The sequence below is a fragment of the Butyrivibrio sp. YAB3001 genome (genome assembly GCF_900112195.1).
Taxonomy (GTDB): domain Bacteria; phylum Bacillota; class Clostridia; order Lachnospirales; family Lachnospiraceae; genus Butyrivibrio.
In genome coordinates this window covers 159,208-175,992 of record NZ_FOKR01000002.1, presented here as the reverse complement: position 1 = coordinate 175,992, position 16,785 = coordinate 159,208, and the positions used below count along the sequence as shown (strand labels likewise).

The 16,785-nt window shown below is 35.5% G+C and carries 17 protein-coding genes; 15 read left to right on the top strand and 2 right to left on the bottom strand.

The features are described from left to right. The first annotated feature begins 1 nt into the window (after position 1). The 11 genes from BM086_RS00810 to BM086_RS00760 all read left to right on the top strand — a co-directional run bounded on the left by BM086_RS00810 (position 2) and on the right by BM086_RS00760 (position 9,273). Positions 2 to 1,126: an FtsW/RodA/SpoVE family cell cycle protein gene (locus tag BM086_RS00810; RefSeq protein WP_092321967.1), complete on the top strand. Its 1,125-nt coding sequence runs from the start codon at positions 2 to 4 to the stop codon at positions 1,124 to 1,126. Positions 1,127 to 1,130: 4 nt separating this feature from the next. Then, complete coding sequence (gene mgsA, locus BM086_RS00805) at positions 1,131 to 1,526, top strand: methylglyoxal synthase (protein WP_092321964.1); 396 nt, start codon at positions 1,131 to 1,133, stop codon at positions 1,524 to 1,526. Further along, the gene (locus BM086_RS00800) at positions 1,510 to 2,472 is read left to right on the top strand and encodes a D-alanyl-D-alanine carboxypeptidase family protein (RefSeq protein WP_242952100.1); all 963 of its coding nucleotides are present in this window, start codon (positions 1,510 to 1,512) and stop codon (positions 2,470 to 2,472) included. The genes mgsA and BM086_RS00800 overlap by 17 nt, the downstream gene beginning before the upstream one ends. A gap of 71 nt (positions 2,473 to 2,543) precedes the next feature. Continuing rightward, positions 2,544 to 2,963: a twitching motility protein PilT gene (locus tag BM086_RS00795; RefSeq protein ID WP_092321958.1), complete on the top strand. Its 420-nt coding sequence runs from the start codon at positions 2,544 to 2,546 to the stop codon at positions 2,961 to 2,963. Positions 2,964 to 3,107: 144 nt separating this feature from the next. Continuing rightward, positions 3,108 to 4,505: an HlyD family efflux transporter periplasmic adaptor subunit gene (locus BM086_RS00790; protein ID WP_092321952.1), complete on the top strand. Its 1,398-nt coding sequence runs from the start codon at positions 3,108 to 3,110 to the stop codon at positions 4,503 to 4,505. Positions 4,506 to 4,601: 96 nt separating this feature from the next. Continuing rightward, the gene (locus BM086_RS00785; protein ID WP_092321949.1) at positions 4,602 to 5,135 is read left to right on the top strand and encodes a cell division protein SepF; all 534 of its coding nucleotides are present in this window, start codon (positions 4,602 to 4,604) and stop codon (positions 5,133 to 5,135) included. A gap of 72 nt (positions 5,136 to 5,207) precedes the next feature. Further along, positions 5,208 to 6,311 (top strand): 3-dehydroquinate synthase, encoded by a 1,104-nt coding sequence (gene aroB, locus BM086_RS00780; protein ID WP_092321946.1) that lies wholly within the window; start codon positions 5,208 to 5,210, stop codon positions 6,309 to 6,311. Between the two features lie 15 nt (positions 6,312 to 6,326). After that, a complete protein-coding gene (gene lspA / locus BM086_RS00775; RefSeq protein WP_092321943.1) occupies positions 6,327 to 6,863 on the top strand; it encodes a signal peptidase II in 537 nt (178 codons plus the stop codon). Continuing rightward, complete coding sequence (locus BM086_RS00770; RefSeq protein WP_092321940.1) at positions 6,863 to 7,789, top strand: RluA family pseudouridine synthase; 927 nt, start codon at positions 6,863 to 6,865, stop codon at positions 7,787 to 7,789. The genes lspA and BM086_RS00770 overlap by 1 nt, the downstream gene beginning before the upstream one ends. A 49-nt stretch (positions 7,790 to 7,838) precedes the next feature. Further along, a complete protein-coding gene (locus BM086_RS00765; RefSeq protein WP_092321936.1) occupies positions 7,839 to 8,474 on the top strand; it encodes a cytidylate kinase-like family protein in 636 nt (211 codons plus the stop codon). Between the two features lie 211 nt (positions 8,475 to 8,685). Beyond that, a complete protein-coding gene (locus tag BM086_RS00760) occupies positions 8,686 to 9,273 on the top strand; it encodes a DUF6033 family protein (RefSeq protein ID WP_092321933.1) in 588 nt (195 codons plus the stop codon). Positions 9,274 to 9,344: 71 nt separating this feature from the next. Here the strand turns inward: BM086_RS00760 and BM086_RS00755 are convergent, their stop codons facing one another. After that, positions 9,345 to 13,595 (bottom strand): 2-hydroxyacyl-CoA dehydratase, encoded by a 4,251-nt coding sequence (locus tag BM086_RS00755; RefSeq protein ID WP_092321930.1) that lies wholly within the window; start codon positions 13,593 to 13,595, stop codon positions 9,345 to 9,347. A gap of 239 nt (positions 13,596 to 13,834) precedes the next feature. On the opposite strand from BM086_RS00755, the gene BM086_RS00750 reads away from it, so the two are divergent. From BM086_RS00750 to BM086_RS00740, 3 genes are read left to right on the top strand one after another with little or no spacing between them, the layout of a single operon-like run. Then, positions 13,835 to 14,704 carry a hypothetical protein gene (locus BM086_RS00750; RefSeq protein ID WP_092321927.1) on the top strand — a complete coding sequence of 290 codons (870 nt, stop codon included), beginning with the start codon at positions 13,835 to 13,837 and terminating at the stop codon, positions 14,702 to 14,704. A gap of 8 nt (positions 14,705 to 14,712) precedes the next feature. Then, positions 14,713 to 15,489, top strand: a complete 777-nt coding sequence (locus BM086_RS00745; protein ID WP_092321924.1) for a hypothetical protein — start codon at positions 14,713 to 14,715, stop codon at positions 15,487 to 15,489. Beyond that, positions 15,440 to 15,898, top strand: coding sequence for a hypothetical protein (locus tag BM086_RS00740; RefSeq protein WP_141107679.1), 459 nt, complete (start codon positions 15,440 to 15,442; stop codon positions 15,896 to 15,898). The genes BM086_RS00745 and BM086_RS00740 overlap by 50 nt, the downstream gene beginning before the upstream one ends. A 125-nt stretch (positions 15,899 to 16,023) precedes the next feature. Here BM086_RS00740 and rpmB read toward each other — a convergent pair whose 3' ends face one another. Next, a complete protein-coding gene (rpmB, locus tag BM086_RS00735; protein WP_092321918.1) occupies positions 16,024 to 16,209 on the bottom strand; it encodes a 50S ribosomal protein L28 in 186 nt (61 codons plus the stop codon). Positions 16,210 to 16,422: 213 nt separating this feature from the next. Here rpmB and BM086_RS00730 point away from each other — a divergent pair, with 213 nt between their 5' ends. Continuing rightward, positions 16,423 to 16,785: an Asp23/Gls24 family envelope stress response protein gene (locus tag BM086_RS00730; RefSeq protein ID WP_092321916.1), complete on the top strand. Its 363-nt coding sequence runs from the start codon at positions 16,423 to 16,425 to the stop codon at positions 16,783 to 16,785.

Here is a 16,785-nt window from a genome sequence, read left to right as displayed (position 1 = left end):
TATGTTAAAGAAATATAGGATAATTGATTATGATTTTTTTCTTGTGATCATGGTCATAGGGCTGACAATAATAGGAATTATGGCTATCAATTCTGCTGAGCCCGCTTCAAAAAATAAACAGGTTGCCGGTCTTGTAATGGGAATAGTCCTTATGATATTTATCTCATTATTTGATTATTTGTTCCTGATTAAGTTTTATGTACTTTTTTATATCATAAATGTAATCTTACTGGCACTTGTTTTATCACCTCTTGGAAGTAATACAAATGGAGCGCAGAGATGGATAAATCTTTTTGGCATTACTTTCCAGCCTTCTGAAGCTGCTAAAATATTATTGATTTTATTTTATGCTCAGTTTATTATGAAATATAAAGACCGTATAAAATCCTTTGGATTTATAATGGTTTGTCTGCTTCTTTTAGCTTTGCCATTAGGCCTTATTGCTATGCAGCCTGATTTGTCTACTTGTATTATGATTATGACGATTTTTGCATCGATCATGTTCATTTCAGGTATTAGTTGGAAAATCGTCATAGCTGTTCTTTCTGTTTCAATTCCTTCGGTGTTATTTGTAATCTATAACGCAGTTCAAGGTGAGAGCAGTCTTTTACATGAGTATCAGCAAAGACGTATTTTGGCATGGCTTCATCCCGAGGATTATGCAAATTCTGATGCTTATCAGACGCTTAATTCTATGATGGCTATTGGATCCGGACAACTATATGGAAAAGGCTATAATACCAACGAAATCAGTTCTGTTTTAAATGGTGGTTTCATTTCTGAGTCATCAACCGATCTTATCTTTACCGTTATCGGTGAGGAGTTTGGATTTGTTGGAGCATGTCTTGTTATTATGCTGATACTTGCTATTTCAGTGAGATGTTTCATGATTTCACTTAGAGCTCTTAACAGAGCAGGTGAGATAATAGCGGCAGGTGTTGGAGCATGGATAGGATTTCAGGGATTTATAAATATTGGAGTTGCTACAGGTGTAATCCCTAACACCGGAATCCCGCTTCCTTTTGTAAGTTATGGTCTGACTTCACTGCTAAGTTCTTTTATGGGGATTGGTTTTGTATTAAATGTAAGACTACAAAGCAACAAGTATAACTCTGGGAGGGTTTAACTGAATGAATATAGCACTTATAGCTCACGATGCGAAGAAAAAATTAATGCAGAATTTCTGCATAGCATACAGAGGTATTTTGAGTAAAAACGATCTATATGCAACAGGTACGACTGGAAGACTTATTGAAGAGGTGACAAATTTAAGTGTTCATAAGTATCTTGCCGGTCATCTTGGAGGCGCTCAGCAGCTTGGAGCAGCTATTGAGCATAACGAGATAGATCTTGTTATCTTCTTAAGAGATCCTTTAACTGTTAAATCGCATGAACCTGATATTAACAATGTCATGACTCTTTGCGATATGCATAATATTCCGGTTGCAACAAATTTAGCTTCTGCTGAGCTATTGATCAAATCACTTGACAGGGGAGATCTTGAGTGGCGTGAAATGTATAAATAAGGCTTTTGTTACAATAGCTGTATTATTGATATGTTCAGTTAATGTCACCGGTTGTGCGTCTCTTACATTTGACGCAAAGTATTCTGTTGGTTCTTTTTCAAAAGAAAATTCTGTTGGCACTTATCCGACATATGCATCAGATTTGTGTGTTGCAAATACTGATATAAATACTTCTGAATTGTCATTATCTGAGAATGTCAGCGCCGGTCTTTTTGATCTTACCAAAAAGGAAACTTTATTTGCACAAAATGTCAATGAACGCGTTATGCCTGCAAGCCTTACCAAAGTCATGACTGCTTATGTGGCCCTTAAGTATGGTAGTCTTGACCAGATGTTGGTTGCAGGAAAAGATGTATATGTGAATGAAAGCGGCGCGCAGAAGATCAACTTAAAAGAAGGCGACAGAATGACTCTTGATCAGGCGCTTCATATCCTTCTTATATATTCTGCCAATGACGTTGCAAATCTTATAGCATCCAATATATGTGGCTCTTTGAGCGAATTTATTGACCTTATGAATACAGAAGCTCAAAATATAGGCGCAACAAATTCTCATTTTGTTAATCCTCATGGCCTGACAAGTGATGAGCATTACGTTACTGCCTATGATATGTATCTTATTTTTAATGCAGCAATGCAATTTGATACATTTAATGAAATTATAAATATGAACTCATATACCACATCTTATCTTGATTCAACAGGAACTGCAAAAGAGGTTGAGATTAATACCACTAATGGTTTCCTTAATGGGAATAAATCTCAGCCATCCGGAATTACTGTTATCGGTGGTAAGACAGGCACAACTAATGCTGCAGGTCATTGTCTTATCTTACTTGCAAGAGATACAAGTGGTAATCCTTATATAGCTGTAATCATGAAGGATCTGGACAACGGAAAACTATATGATGATATGACGGAATTGTTAAATGAAATCGTTAATTAAGGTTGTCTTTTAGTTATTGATAACTTATAATTAATACAATGAATTAAATCTTACTTCAGGAGGGTATGCCGATGGTTCAGTTAATTGTGGGGAAAAAGGGAAAGGGTAAAACCAAATGCTTATTGGACAAGGTAAATACCGAGGTTAAGAATGTTCTCGGAAGTATTGCTTTTCTTGATAAAAACACTAAGCATATGTATGAGCTAAATAATAAGATTCGTTTAATTGTAGTGTCTGATTTCATGATCTCTAATTCTGATGAGTTTATCGGATTTGTCAGTGGTATTATTTCTCAGGACCACGATCTTCAGCAAATGTATTTTGATAGTTTTCTGAATATTTCATGTCTCGAAGGTAAGGATATTACTGAGACTATTGATAAGCTTGAAAAGATTTCAGAGAAGTTCAATGTTGATTTCATTTTAAGTGTATCAATGGATGAATCTGATTTACCTGAATCAGTTAAATCAAAGATAGTTATATCACTTTGATTAAGTGCACAAACGATATATAACGCTTTAGAAATGCATCTTGCATGAGAATAGAGGCAATAATTAAAAATTATACGGACATAGGCCGCGGAATTCCGCGGCTTATATTTTAGATAAAAGGAAATTTTTAAAGGTTGGGGGAAAATGGCTTCAAGATCTGGCCGTAAAATCACAAAATATCCCAAAAATCTTAACAACATTAACATTGGTGTTGTTATCTTTGGTGTAATCGCTATATATGTCATAATCAGTGTTATCACCTACTTGAAAAGGGATCATATAGTTGGATATGAAGTAAAAGAAGGTTCACTTTCAACAAACAATATTTATGATGCTATAGCCATAAGACAGGAAGAAATTGTTACAAGCGATACAGCAGGCTATGTAAACTATTTTGCTGCAGAAGGCGGCAGAGTTGCTGTAGGGAATCTTGTATATACTGTTGATGAATCAGGGCAGCTATTGGATTATCTTAAATCTCAAGGCTCGGATGAGGTTACTTTAAGTGATGATGACCTGTCTGAGCTAAGATCACAGATGATTGATTTTAAGTCATCTTTTGATGAGCACACTTTTTATACTGTTTATGATTTTAAAGTGGGAATAGATGGTACTGTTCAGAAGTTGTCCAATAATAGCGTACTACAGAATATACAATCACTTAATGCAAGCAGTTCTACATTAAAATCAATTAGTTATAAGTATTCTGCCAATACCGGTATTGTTGTTTATTCTACAGATGGCTATGAGGAAATTACACCTTCACAGCTGACTTTGCAGGATTTTGATAATTCCAATTATACTAAGAATCAGCTTATAAATAACACTCTGGTTAAGATTGGAGATCCTATATATAAGCTTTGTACAAATGAGGACTGGTCAGTTGTAATTTATGAGAAGGATCCGGATAAAGTAAATGATCTTTTAGAGATGGGCTACATCAAGGTAAGATTTATCAAGAACCAGAATGAGTCCTGGGGAAAGGTCTCAAGTGTTACCAATAGTGAAGGCGATACATTTGTGGTATTGACGTTTACAAATTCGCTTATTACTTTTTGTAAGGACAGATATCTTGATATTGAACTTATTGCAGAGGATGAGAAGGGGCTTAAAATACCAAATTCTTCTGTTGTGAATAAAAGTTTTTACCTGATTCCTAAGGATTACATTATTAAAAATAATGATAATTCAACCGGCGTACTTAGGGATAAATACGATGAGCAAGGGAATGAAACATCAGAATTTGTAAAGATTTCAATTTATAGTGAGACGGATTCAGAATACTATATTGATACATCTGAGCTTCGTTCCGGTGATCTGCTAATCAAACCGGATTCAACTGATAGATTTAATGTTGGTAAACAGGATACATTGGTGGGAGTTTATAATATCAATAAAGGTTATGCTGATTTCAGGCAAATACGAGTTCTTTATGAAAATGAAGAGTATTCAATCGTAAAATCAAACACTATGTATGGGCTGAACGTTTACGATTATATTGTTTTAGATGCAAGTGTCATAGATAATAACGATAATAAATAACATAAATTATTAAAGAAAATTTGACATATTCTTTATTTTTACGTAATATATAAAGAGGTTTTGTTTGGGAATAAAGATTCGAGGAGTTAAAATACTATGAGCGTAATGGATAGATTTTTAAAGGCAATTCAGCTTAATGGGGAAGATGATAGCGGATATTACGACGACGATTATGATGACGATTACAAGGGTAGCAGTTCTAAGATAGAATCAATAAGTTCTGCTCCTGCTGTGAAGGATAACTCTAGCATAGATTTAGCTGAGGAGCGTGCTAAGAAGACAGCGCCTAAGGTTGTTCCGGCCAGAAGTAAGAAATCACTTAGCGCTGCAGGAATGGAAGTTTGTGTTATCAAACCTACATCCGTAGAAGATGCTAGAGAGATAACAGAGACTCTTTTAGCAAATCGCACAGTTGTTTTGAATCTTGAAGGACTTGATGTTGATATTGCTCAGAGAATTATAGACTTTACTTCCGGTTCTACATTTGCTATTTCCGGTAATTTACAAAAAATATCAAGATATATTTTCATAATTACACCTGCATCTGTAGATATCTCAGGAGACTTCCAGACAATGATTAATGGTGCTTTTGGCGGTGGATTCGCTGATGGCCCACAGCAGATTGATTAAACGATAATTAATACAAGGCTGTTGACAGTAGCTTAATAGTCAACAGCCTTATTTTTGATATGAGGTATTGGAATGAGTAGTACATTGACTATAAATTATGAAAAAAAGCCATGCTATGATATTATATTCACTACTGATTTTAGTGAGCTTTCTTGCAAAATTGATGAATTAGGATTTAAAGGTAGAAAAATTGCTATTATAACAGATTCTAATGTTTCAGGGCTCTATGCTGATGAAGTAAAAAAGGTTTTATCACAAATAGCTTCTAATGTGATCGTATATGCAATCCCGGCAGGTGAGGATAATAAGAATCTAAACGAAGTTAAGAAGATATACCAGGTTCTCATAGAGAATCATTTTGACAGACATGATCTGATTGTTGCTCTTGGCGGAGGAGTTGTTGGAGATATGGCAGGTTTTACTGCTGCAACTTATTTAAGAGGCATTTCTTTTGTTCAGGTACCTACAACACTTCTTGCTCAAACTGATAGCAGTATCGGTGGTAAGACAGGCGTTGATTTTGACGGCTATAAAAATATGGTCGGTGCTTTTCATATGCCAAGGCTTGTTTACACAAACGTATCTACATTAAAGACTTTGCCTGAAAGACAGTTTGCATCAGGCTTTGCAGAAGTAATGAAACATGGTCTTATAAAAGATCAGGATTTTTATACATGGCTTTTAGAGAATATGTATGAAATAGGTGATAAGGATCAGGATGTATTGATTGAAATGATCATGCGCAGCTGTGAAATCAAAAAAGCTGTTGTTGAGAAGGATCCTACAGAAAAAGGCGACAGAGCGCTTCTTAATTTCGGACATACATTGGGACATGCTATTGAAAAGGCTAAAAACTTTGAATTATATCATGGAGAATGTGTTGCTCTTGGGTGCGTGGCTGCAGCTTTTATTTCCTGGAAAAAAGAGCTGATTTCAATGGAAGAATATTATGAAATCAGAGATATGTTTGTGCCATTTAATCTGCCTATATCTGTTGAAGAGATAAATCCGGATGAAGTTATTGCACTTACTAAATCTGATAAAAAGGCTGACCAAGGAAGCATTAAGTTTATTCTATTAAAGGGAATAGGCAAATCCTTTATTTCAACGGATGTTTCAGATAGTGAGATGAAGGCAGCTCTTGAAGAAATTTTGTATATCGAAACAAATGACTAGGAGACTTTTTTATAAATGAATAATATAACAAAGAAAAAGAAAATATTTCTAGCGGTAGATCTTTTATCAATACTTGTTCTTGTTTTTTTTGATCAATTTACAAAACATCTTGCTGTAAAATATTTGCAGGATAAGCCATCATTTAAGATTATAAGCGGAGTATTGGAGCTAAATTTTTTGAAGAATTCAGGTGCTGCTTTTGGGATGCTTCAAAATCAGAAAGTATTTTTTGTACTGGTAGCAATAATGATTCTGATTGTAATAGCGTATGTGTTGTTTAGATTACCTGATGACAAAAAATATGACATAATGCATGTTTTACTGATATTTGTCGCCAGCGGCGCTGCCGGAAATATGATAGACAGAATAAAGAATGATTATGTTGTGGATTTTATTTATTTTGTTATAATTAATTTCCCAATCTTTAATGTAGCGGATATTTATGTTACTGTTTCAACATTTGTATTTATAATACTATTTTTATTCTATTATAAAGAAAATGATTTCAATTTCTTAAGCTTCAGGCAACAGAAAAAATTCAGGGAATTCTAATGAATAATAACGAAGTATTTGAATTTGCAGTTACAGATGAATATGATGGCATGAGAATCGATAAGCTTATAAGTGAACTTATCGATTCTTTTTCACGTACATATATTCAAAAGATAATTGATGATAAAAAAGTTTTTTGCAATGATAAAAATGTGAAAGCTTCATTTAAGGTATCTGAAGGCGACCATATTGTAATGGAAATCCCTCCAATTGAGATTCCTCAAATTGTTCCTCAGGATATTCCTCTTGATATTCTTTATGAAGATAATGATGTTGCTGTTATCAATAAACCTAAGGGAATGGTTGTGCATCCTGCGGCAGGGCATTATGAAAATACCCTTGTAAATGCAGTAATGTATCATTGTAGAGATAACCTATCAGGAATAAACGGTGTTATGAGACCGGGTATCGTTCATCGTATTGACAAGGATACAACCGGTTCAATTATTATATGCAAAAATGATAATGCTCATAAAGATATCGCGCAGCAGTTAAAAGACCATAGTATAAATCGTGTTTATCATGCAATCTGTTATGGTGTGATTCGTGAAGATGAAGGCGATGTTGAAGGTCCTATAGGCAGAAGCACTGCTGATAGAAAAAAGATGGCAGTGGTTGAAAATGGGAAATATGCATTCACGCATTATAAGGTATTGAAGCGTTTTGAAGAAGATGGTTTTACATATATTGAGTGCAAACTTAAAACGGGGCGTACACATCAGATTCGTGTTCATATGAGCCACATTGGACATCCGCTTCTTGGTGACGAGGTATATGCACCGGGACGAAAATCCAAGTATAAAACAGAAGGCCAGTGCCTTCATGCCAAAACTCTTGGTTTCATTCATCCTGTAACAAAAGAGTATGTTGAGACTGATGCTCCACTTCCTGAGTATTTTTCACATTTGCTTGATGTTATGAAATAGGTTAAAATATAGTTACATACATACATATATATGTAAAAGGGGTGAGGGTATGAACACAATTATTACTATAGGCAGACAATTTGGTTCTGGCGGAAGAGAAATCGGTGAAAAAGTAGCTGAACATTTCGGGATTAAATGTTATGATAAGGAACTTCTTAGCAGAGCAGCTAAAGAAAGCGGTTTCTGTGAAGAGATGATTCAAAATCATGATGAGAGGCCGACCAATTCATTTTTATATAATCTTGTAATGGATACATATTCATTTGGTTATAATGCATCCAGTTTTGTTGATATGCCAATTAGTCATAAAGTATTTCTTGCTCAATTTGATACTATTAAGAAAATTGCAGAAGAAGGCCCTTGCGTTATAGTTGGAAGATGTGCGGATTATGCACTTAGTGAATATGACAATGTATTGGATATCTTTATTCATGCAGACGAGCAGACTAAGATAAAACGTATCAAGGAACGTTTTGCTGATGTCAAAACCGATGAACAGGCTCGCGAGATGATGAATAAAAAGGATAAGCAGAGACAAAGCTACTATAATTATTATTCATCAAAGAAGTGGGGACGAGCTGACAGCTATGATCTTTCCATCAATTCAGGAATTTTAGGTATCGAAGGAACTGTTAAATTTATTCTTCAGTATATTGAAGATTTTGAACAATCAAGAAATAAATAATATGAAATAAAACTTCCGAAAATTTTATATTTTTGGAAGTTTTTTTCAATTATAAGTACATTTAATATATATTTAATTGTTTTTAATATACTGTGATGATACGCTGAAATCAAGATAGAATCGTTCTAATGGGGTAGTTTGGCCCATTACAAAATTTGTTTTTTTAATTGCAGAACGGACTCTGCAACAATTATTTCAAGGAGGAAAAGATATGGCTAATAACATTAGTGGAAACATTAATCAGCTGTTTCGTGGTGTTGATCAGTCCAAGAATGGTGCACAAAATAGCAAAATTCGTGGACCGGCAGGCAAGAATGCAGGTGATAAGAAAAACGTTAAAGCTCTGGATAAATTTGGAGAGAGCGCTAAGGTTGAATTTTCACCTGAAGTTGAAATGTACGGCAAAGTTGTAGATCTTTTACAAAAGAAATACGATAATGCCGATGTGTTCGTGGCTGGGCCTAATGATGATCTCTCACAGATTGGTGGAGAACTTGAGTATAGCATAATTCTTTCTGAGGATGAAATGAAACTATTGGCATCAGAAGATCCTAAGGATAAAGATGCAAAAGATAAACTTTTAGGTCAGATTGACGATGCTATGGGTAAAATCAAGGAAATGAGTGAGAAAATTTCTCAGAATACCGATGAGAAAGATGAAATTGCAAACTTTGGTCTTCGTATGGATAAATCGGGCAAATTCAATTTCTTTGCAGACATAAATGGCAAATCATACACTCATGAATCTATGGATAATCTTGTTAAAAGTCTTTTAGCAGATAAGACAACTGAGGCTTGATTTTTACGATTGCAAATGATTAAACGAAAAAGACTCAAAGCTTTTGAAGGCTTTGAGTCTTTTTTACTTGATCAAATTGCTTTTTTATTTTCGTCAACTTTACGCTGTGCAGTAGAAAGCATCAGTTTGATTCTGTTAAGCTGATTTACTTCTGAAGCACCCGGATCGTAATCAATTGCTACAATGTTACAACCAGGATACAAATGACGCATCTGTTTTATAACGCCTTTTCCTACAACGTGATTAGGAAGACAACCAAAAGGCTGTGTACATACGATATTAGTAGCGCCTTCTTTAATAAGCTCAACCATTTCTCCGGTCAAGAACCATCCTTCACCGGTCTGATTACCAATTGAAACAATAGGCTTTGCATAATCTACAAGTTTATAAATACTTGTTGGTGGCTCAAAATGCACACTGCGCTCAAATGCTTTTGAAGCACCGCTTCTTAATTTTTCTATAGCCCAGATGGATGCTTTCATTAATGCAGCAGTCTTTTTACTTGTTCCCAATTCTTCAGCTTTGTAAATCTGATTGTAGAAGCAATATAGCATGAAATCTATAAGATCCGGAACAACAGCCTCAGCACCTTCTGCTTCAAGAAGCTCAACCAGATGATTGTTTGCAGCAGGAGCAAACTTTACAAGTATTTCTCCAACAACACCAACTCTTGGTTTAACCTCATCTGTAATCTCTATCTTGTCAAAATCTTCTATAATTTCACGGCAAAGCTTTTCGAATTTAAAGAGACTCATATGCTTTGCAGTAACAAATTCTTTAACAACAGGAAGCCATTTTTCGTGGCAGGCATCTACGGAACCTTTAACTTTTTCATAAGGACGCATACGATAAACACATCTCATGAAAATATCTCCAAATACAGTACCGTATGCAGCGCGCTGAAGCATTTCAAAGTTAATATGGAAACCTGGATTAGCTTCTAATTTAGAAAGATTAAGGGATACAACAGGAATCTGTTCCATACCTGCTTTCTTCAAGGCTCTCCTGATGAAACCTACATAATTTGTTGCTCTGCATCCGCCACCTGTCTGAGACATTACGACAGCAGTTCTGTTTAAGTCATATTTGCCGGAATGAAGCTCGTCCATAATCTGACCAACAACCCAAAGAGAAGGGTAGCAGGCGTCATTATTAACATATTTAAGTCCCATATCGATAGCATGTCTGTTATCATTCTGCATTACTACAAAATTGTAACCGCATGCAGCAAAAGCAGGTTCCAGGATGTCAAAATGTATAGGTGACATCTGAGGACAGAGCAATGTGTAATTCTTGCGCATTTCCTCTGTGAAAATAACTCTGTGGTTTGAGCATTCCCTAATTGTTCTTTCTTTGTGCTTTTGCTTTCTTACTCTTATGGCAGCAAGAAGCGATCTTACTCTGATTCTTGCACTTCCGAGATTGTTTACTTCATCAATCTTAAGGCATGTATAAATCTTATCTGACCCGGAAAGAATATCATTTACCTGATCTGTTGTAACAGCATCAAGTCCGCATCCGAAAGAGTTTAACTGTATAAGATCCAGGTCATCTCTTGTTCTTACAAAACTTGCTGCAGCATACAATCTTGAGTGGTACATCCATTGGTCTGATACGATAAGAGGTCTTTCAGGGTGCCCCAGATGTGAAACACTGTCTTCAGTAAGAACAGCAACACCATAGGAACAGATCATATCAGGAATACCATGGTTGATCTCGGGATCAATATGATATGGACGACCTGCGAGAACAATTCCGTGTCTGCCGTTTTCTTCCATCCATTTAAGTGTTTCTTCACCCTTTTGCTGGACATCTTTTCGGGCAACATTCATTTCATCCCAGCCAGCCTTTGCTGCCTTAACGATTTCATCAGCAGGAATTTCACTGAACTCTTTTACAAGAGAACTGGTTGCAGTCTCTAATGAAGTAAATGCCATGAAAGGATTTCTTAATTTAACCTGTCCGCTTGTTATTGACTCAACGTTATTTTTAATGTTTTCTGAGTAAGACGTAACAATAGGGCAGTTGTAGTGGTTGGTTGCACCTTCAACTTCCTCACGTTCATAAAATAATCCGGGATAGAATATAAAATCAACCTTTTGTTTGATAAGCCATTCGATATGTCCGTGACTTATCTTGGCAGGATAACATTCAGATTCACTTGGGATTGATTCGATACCAAGCTCGTAGATCTGATGTGTGGAGCGAGGGGACAGTACAACTCTATATCCAAGTTTTGTAAAAAATGTGAACCAGAAAGGATAGTTTTCGTAGAAGTTTAGTACTCTTGGAATACCAACAGTTCCACGAGTTGCTTTATCCGGTGAGAGTGGTTCATATTTAAATAGTCTCTTATATTTATAGTCAAAAAGATTAGGAATATTATCAGCATTTTTAACTTTACCGATACCTCTTTCACATCTGTTTCCCGAAATATGTTGACGGCCACCGGTAAACTTGTTGATTGTAAGTCTGCAATGGTTGGTGCATCCCTGGCAGGTTGTCATGCTTGTAGAATATTCCAGGTTATTTATCTGTTCGATTGAAAGCATAGTAGTTTTGTAGTCACAGGTCTCTGAATATCTGTCTCTTGCAATAAGAGCAGCACCAAAAGCACCCATGATTCCGGCAATATCAGGACGAATTGCCTCCGCACCGGAGATGATCTCAAATGCTCTAAGAACAGCATCGTTATAGAAAGTTCCGCCCTGAACAACTATATGATTTCCTAAATCTTTGGCATCTGACACTTTAATAACTTTAAATAAAGCATTTTTGATAACAGAATAAGCAAGTCCTGAAGATATATCTGCAACATCAGCTCCTTCTTTTTGAGCCTGCTTAACTCTTGAATTCATGAATACAGTACATCTAGTGCCAAGATCTACCGGTGACTTTGCAAAAAGAGCTACATGAGCAAAATCCTGAACACTGTAATCTAGAGATTTAGCAAATGTCTCAATAAATGAGCCGCAACCTGAAGAGCATGCTTCATTTAACTGCACAGAATCAACAGACTGATTCTTGATATGAATACATTTCATATCCTGACCGCCTATATCAAGGATGCAGTCAACTTCGGGGTCAAAAAATGCAGCAGCATTGTAATGGGCAATTGTTTCAACTTCACCGTCGTCAAGAAGAAGTGCAGACTTAAGCAAAGCTTCACCATAACCGGTTGAGCATGCACGCGCAATTCTCACACCCTTTGGCATAAGCTTATATATTTCCTGAATGGAAGATATAGCAGTCTTTAAAGGGCTTCCGTTGTTGCTTGAATAAAATGAATAAAGAAGATCGCCGCCTTCACTTATAAGAGCGCACTTAGTTGTTGTAGAACCGGCATCAATTCCAAGGAAAGCATTACCTTTATAATCATCAAGCTTTCTTGTCTTGACTCTGTATTGATCCTGTCTGTTTCTGAATTCTTTGTAATCACTCTCATTTTTGAAAAGAGGGTCCAATCTGGATACTTCTGCATCCATTACTATTTTATGGGAAAGTTTTCCAACCATTTCATCCATAGAATAATGGTTTTCTTCTTTTGCATTCAAGGCAGAACCTATAGCAGCAAAAAGATGCGAATTTGCTGTATCTATTGTGTGTTCCTCATCAAGTTTAAGAGTACGGATAAAAGCAGCTTTAAGCTGATCTAAGAAGTGCAGTGGCCCGCCAAGGAAAGCAACATGACCTCTTATTGGCTTACCACAGGCAAGACCAGAAATAGTCTGATTTACCACCGCCTGGAATATAGAGGCTGCAAGATCTTCTTTTGTAGCGCCCTCATTGATAAGAGGCTGAATATCGGACTTTGCAAAAACTCCGCAACGGGCGGCAATAGTATATAGTGAATTATAATTTTTGGCATATTCATTAAGACCTGATGCATCTGTCTGTAACAAAGATGCCATCTGGTCTATGAAAGAACCTGTACCACCGGCACAGATACCATTCATACGCTGTTCAACATTGCCACCTTCAAAATATATAATCTTGGCATCTTCGCCGCCAAGTTCTATAGCTACATCAGTTTTAGGTGCAAGTTCTTTTAATGAAGTAGAAACTGCAATAACTTCCTGCACAAAAGGCACATCAAGATGCTTGGCAAGAGTAAGACCGCCGGAACCTGTAATTACAGGGTGAAGCACAACGTTGCCACTTACCTTGCTTGCTTCCTGCAAAAGTGAAGCGAGAGTTTCCTGTATGTTTGCAAAATGCCTCTTATAATCAGAAAAGATAATGTTATGTTTATTATCTAAGAGTGCAATCTTAACAGTCGTGGAACCGATATCAATACCTAATGTGTAATCTTTGGAAATCATTTCAATACCTCATAATTTCTAATAAATAAAGATGTTTTCTGCAAAATACATGTTGCAGAAGACAATCCCTATGATTATAATGCAGGGGTAATTAAAAATCAACCGGAATGAATTGTATAAAATTTAAATTGTGTCCAAAAATTAAAGATATCTTTAGCTTATTTGTGGTATCATGGTTGATATATCAGTATAAAAAGATGGAAGATATTTAGAATAATCAGAAAAACGGAGTTGATAAAATGAACAATTTTATAAATGAACTTGAAAGAAAAATTGGAAAATTTGCTATTCCAAATCTTACGATCTATATAATAGGTCTTTATGTGGTGGGCTATGTTCTTCAACTTGCACCATCAAGCGTTAATATTACAGCTTTTCTCACATTAAATCCGGCACTGATACTTCAGGGACAGATATGGCGAATTTTCTCTTGGATTTTAATTCCCCCATCAGGATTTAGTCTTTTGATTTTTATAACTTTGATTTTCTATTATTTTATAGGAAATACAATGGAACGAACCTTGGGAACATTCCGATACAATCTTTTTATTTTTGGCGGAATGATTTTTATGATAATAGGAGCTTTTCTTGCTTATGCGATTTATAATGTCATTGCTCCTGATACTGCCTATGCAATTATGTTCTATTATTCATCCTATTTTAGTACTTATTATTTGCAGCAGACAGTTTTTCTTGCGTTTGCGATTCTTTATCCTCAAATGCAGGTTCTTCTTATGTTTATTATTCCGATAAAAGTGAAATATCTTGGAATATTATATGGCGCGATAATGGTATATGAATGCTTTGTTGGATTTATATCACAAAATTATTGCATATTCTTTGCTATAGGATCTCAGCTTCTTAACCTGATACTTTTCTGGCTCCAGACTGGCAAATTATCACATTTCAGACCAAAAGAAGTTAAACGCAGAAATGATTTTCAGCGTGGTACCAAAATGACTCCTAAGGGCGTAACAAGGCATAAATGCGCAGTTTGTGGCAGGACAGAAGTTGATCATCCGGAACTTGAATTTAGATTTTGCTCAAAATGTAATGGCAATTATGAATACTGCCAGGATCATCTTTTTACACATCAACATGTTAAATGAGGCTAAAAATGGGAAATATTGATAATAAAGAAAAAGAATTTGCGGAAACACTTAAAATTGTAACCAGAACTGCAAGAGAAAACAAAAATTTTATCAGTAAAGATCAGGTGAAAGAAGCCTTTGAAGAGCTTGAACTTGATGAAAAACAGTTGGAAATGGTATACGATTATCTTCGTAATCATAAGATTGGTGTAGATGAAGCCATTGACACAAGTTTTGATCTTACTGACGAAGAAACAAACTATTTAAATGACTACCTTGAGAGTCTAAAATCTCTGCCTGTTTATTCAGAAGGAGAGAAAATGGCTTTATCAATGGCTGCCATTTCAGGTGATAAGGATGCTCAGAGCAAGCTCATCGAATGTTATCTTTCATTGGTTGTAGATGTCGCTAAAATGTACACTGAGCAGGGCGTATACCTTGAAGATCTGATTGGTGAGGGAAATTTTGCTCTAGCTAAGGGAGTTACAATGCTTGATGCAGTCGGCGAGCCAAAAGAAGTAGAAGCATTTCTTTATAAAATGATGCTTGATGCAATGGAAGCTATCATTGAAGAAAATCTGGCTGAGGATGCAGGCAATCAGAAGGTATTAAAACTTGTTCAGGAAGTTGCTGATAAGGCAAAAGAACTTTCTGATGATCTAAGGAGAAAAGTTACTGTAAAAGAACTTGCCTTTGAAACAGGCTGGGATGAAGATAAGATAAGAGATGCCATTAAATTTAGTGGCGACAACATTGAAGACATTGACAGCGGAGAGAATAATAACAGATCAGATGATGAATAATATTGTAAATGAAAATGATTTTAAGTATTATATGCAGGATATAGAAAGATATTATTTTGGAGCTCGTTATAATTATAATGAGCTCTTAAATAATGAAATGGTTCCATTTAAATACAAGACAATTATTTCAAAATATTTAAAAGATGATATTGATCTTGACACTACATTAGAGAGTCATTTTTATTATTTGACAGATGAATCTTTCGATTACAGGATTTTCAGACAATTAAAAACAAGAATCAGGGTATCGCAGTACAAAGATCCGTCAAATATTCAAAAGGGATTTAAAGAAAAAGTATATACCGTAGATCAATTGGTGAAGCTAAGTGTAGAAGAGAAGACACAGAAAGGCATGATAATAAGAGAAGTGATAATATCTAAACTTGCTCTGTTTGGATTCTCGATATAATTGATGAAAAAGAGTTTTCGAGTATGAATCCTTAGCGAAGTATTTATTGTGTAGTCGTTATTGCTGAGCATTCTTTATAGGTAATAAAAAACCACCTGATAAACAGGTGGCTTTTTGTAGCATCATTATGCTCTTTCTACTTTGTTAGATCTAAGGCAGCTTGCACATACATGCAATCTCTTTGTAGCGCCATTAATCTTGCAAGCAACGTGCTGAACATTTGACTTCCAAACTCTGTTAGATCTTCTATGAGAATGGCTTACGTTGTTTCCGAAATGAACGCCCTTGCCACAAATATCACATTTAGCCATTTTGACACCTCCTTATAAGCCATATAATTTACAATAAATTTAACGGCAAAAATTTCCGCAACATTGATATCTTAGCAGATACAAAATAGAAATGCAAGTAATTCTTTCAAAAAATATGGTTTATTTTTTATTAAACTGCTATTATAATACTATATGTATGCGATAAAGTAGGTTGTTTTACAATCGTAATTTCACGCATTAAGGAGGAATTATATGAAGGCTTCTGTAGTGAATACGCACATGGGAAGTATTTCAATTGATAATGAAGTAATTGCCCAGTATGCTGGAGCTGTTGCCATGGAATGTTTTGGTATCGTGGGAATGGCAAATGTTAATGTCAAGGATGGTCTGGTAAGCCTGCTTAAACTTGATTCCATGACTAGAGGAATCAATGTTACTTTAGATGATGATAATAAGCTTAAACTTGACTTCCATGTTATAGTAGCTTATGGTGTTAGTATTTCTGCAGTATCAGATAACCTTATAGATACTGTTAAATATAAGGTTGAAGAGTTTACGGGGCTTGAAATCGAAAAGATCAATATCTATATTGAAGGCGTCCGTGTTATAGACTAA